2 protein-coding genes and 2 tRNA genes are annotated in these 2713 nt (G+C 72.6%); all 4 read right to left on the bottom strand.

The window, feature by feature from the left end; translation table 11 throughout:
* Positions 1-83 precede the first annotated feature (83 nt).
* A complete protein-coding gene (locus QH283_RS09645) occupies positions 84-1016 on the bottom strand; it encodes an acyl-CoA dehydrogenase family protein (protein WP_280502671.1) in 933 nt (310 codons plus the stop codon).
* Positions 1017-1143: 127 nt separating this feature from the next.
* Positions 1144-1216 (bottom strand) — tRNA-Ala (locus QH283_RS09640).
* A gap of 172 nt (positions 1217-1388) precedes the next feature.
* Positions 1389-1462 (bottom strand) — tRNA-Ile (locus QH283_RS09635).
* A 200-nt stretch (positions 1463-1662) separates the two neighbouring features.
* The coding region (locus tag QH283_RS09630; protein WP_432420689.1) for a DUF3566 domain-containing protein at positions 1663-2713 on the bottom strand (1051 nt) is incomplete at its 5' end.

Genomic DNA, 2713 nt, shown 5'->3' with positions numbered 1-2713 from the left:
GGGCCGACCTCACGCGGGCCTCGGCTAACTCCCCCCCTTCGCCGAGGCCCGCTCCATGTCCGCAGCCGGTCGGCGGGCGTAGTTCAGTCCGCCGCACCGAGTGCTCGCCAGGCGGTTGCCAGTCGTTGCGCCCGCACCCGGCCCGCCACCGACAGCAGCGGCCGATCCCGTTCCCAGCGCGTGCGCGTGGTCTGGTCCACCTGCGCCCACAGCGGCTCCAGCTCGCTCAGCAGCCGCTCGAGATCGGCGAAGACCCCGCCGAGGGCCACGTGCACACCCGGCGCGCCGGGCGGCGAGGCCGCCAGCCCGCGCAGAGCCGACAGCACGCCGAGCAACTGTTGCAGCGCCCGCGGCGGCCACTGCGCCTGTCGGCCCACGCGCACCAGCCAGCCCAGAGCCGCGGCGGTCACGTGGATGTCCTCGACAGTGCGGAACGGCTTGAGCACGTCGGTGTAGCCGTCGCCGGGCAGCGGCGTCGCGGGCGCGTCCTCGAAGGTGACCACGGCATGCGGCAGTTCGGGCGCGAACGCGGTCGCCGGACGGTCGGTGACGGTGACACCGGGGCCCTCGGCGTCGACGAGCACGGCGGCCAGCCGGTTGCGTCCGTCGTCGCCCCTGCCCCGGCTGGCGATCACGATCAGGCCGCCGGCCAGCCGGGCCAGCGTGGTGAAGGTCTTCGTGCCGCGCACCGTCGGGCCGTCGGCGCCGTCCGGTCCGCCCCGGCCTTCGGTGAGCGTGGTCGCGATGGCAGCGGGGTGTCCCCCGCCCTCCTCGGTGGCGGCGAGGGCGTACGCCCGGTCCCCCGGCAGGCCGGGCAACAGAGCCGAGATCGCCGCCTGGTACCCGGACAGGAAGGCGTAGCCGAGACGGTCGGCGCTGTGGCCGCCCACCGCGGCGGCGTCCACCGGAAGCGGAAAGCGCGGCGCCACAGCACGATAGCGCTGCCAGGCCGCGTCCAGGGAGGCCGCCGGCCCGTCCGGCGACTCGGTCAGCAGATGGTCGAACACGGTGCTCATTTCTGCACGCTAGCCCACGCCTGCCCGCGACTCGTGCCGCAGCCACCCGGGAAAGCAGACACCCAGGGAAAGCAGACACCCGGAAACACGAACGCTCCCCACCCGTGTCGGGTAGGGAGCATCGGAGTGGAGCCTAGGGGAATCGAACCCCTAACCCCTGCCTTGCAAAGGCAGTGCTCTGCCAATTGAGCTAAGGCCCCGAGCGCCGGATTCGGCGCCGCCGGGAAATCAGTGGGCGGTGACCTCGTGCCAGTGATCGGCTGCGTCGCGCTTGCGGAGCTTGGTGATCCCGATCAGAACGGCGAGAACGACACCCACCGTGAGAACGATCTTCATGATGTCCACCCTACTGTGCGGTTCGGGAAGTAGGAGTGGGCCTAGGAGGACTTGAACCTCCGACCTCTTCGTTATCAGCGAAGCGCTCTAACCGCCTGAGCTATAGGCCCGTACCCGGTCTCGCACCGTATCGGGCGAACCGAGGACAAAGGTTACCCGACGGAGCGGGAACCACCAAAACAGCTGGTCAGAGCCGGTATGTAGCGAGCGTTCCGGTCGGCGGCGCGCACCCGCGAAGCGAACGGCGGGCGCCGCCTCCGCAGAGGTGACGCCCGCCGTCTGTGCCGCGCCGCGCGAGCGGCGCCTGCGGCTAGTCCGGGTCGGCCAGGGTGACCTGGATGCCGCCGACCAGATCGCAGCACTGGTTGTAGATGAAGGTGCCCACGGTGCCGAGCGCGGTGAACAACACGACGTTGATCAGGCCGATCACGCCCGCGTAGCCGAACACCGTGCCCGCGTCGATCAGACCGGCGCCGCCGCTGTCCTGCGAGACCATGTCGGTGAAGGTGTTGTTCAGCCGCTCCCACACGCCCATGCCCTCGAGCACGATGTAGAGCAGACCGACCGCGAGCATCCACACGAAGAACAGCGCGACGCTGATGACCAGCGAGACCTTCAGCGTCGACCAGGGGTCGATGCGGCGGATCTGCACGGTGGCGCGCAGCGGGTCACCCGTGGTCGCCGCCACGGCGACCGGCACCGCCACCGGGACCGACGGCGCCTGCGGTGACGACGCGGGCGAGGTCCGCTCCACCGAAGGCAGCGGATGCCGGATCTCGGACAGGTCGGGCATGTCCTTGATCAGCTCGGGACGGGCGATGCTGCGGGTCGGGCCGTCGATGCCGACGGACTTGACCATGGCGGCCTCCTTGCGCGCCGCCTTGGCCGCGAGGTCTGCGGTGGTGCGCGCGTTGGAGGCGCCACCGAGACCGCCACCGGCCAGGCCGCCGCCGAGACCGCCACCGCTGGGCCGCCCCGTCACCGGGGACTGGCCGGGCCGGTAGAGATTCGACTGCGGCTCCCGCTGCGGTAGCTGCGACCAGCCCTCCTTGAACTGGCCCTGCTCGCCCTGACCCGAGCCGCCCTGCGGCGCGTTGCCCTGACCCGAACTCGCCTGGCCGCTCGGGGCGGCGCCGCCCTGACCGGACGGCGCGGTGTTCTGCGGCTGACCGTTGGCCCCCTGACCGTTGGCCCCCTGACCGGCCTGCGCCTGGGCGTCCTGCCCGCGCGCCCCCGCCGCCTGACCGGAATCCTTGCCCGTCCCGGGGCCGGGCGGGGCCGCGCCGGGGGTTCCCACGGGGGCGGCGCCCCGCGGGGCGCCCGTAGCGGCGGGGCCGCGCGGGGGGCCCGCGGAACCGCCC

This window comes from Nocardia farcinica (assembly GCF_029867845.1).
Classification (GTDB): Bacteria; Actinomycetota; Actinomycetes; order Mycobacteriales; family Mycobacteriaceae; genus Nocardia; species Nocardia farcinica_A.
This window is presented reverse-complemented; position numbering and strand designations above follow the sequence as displayed.

Excerpts from the sequence above, each read along its gene's own strand:
- QH283_RS09645 (WP_280502671.1), bottom strand. The coding sequence starts at position 1,016 with ATGAGCACCGTGTTCGACCATCTGCTGACCGAGTCGCCGGACGGGCCG.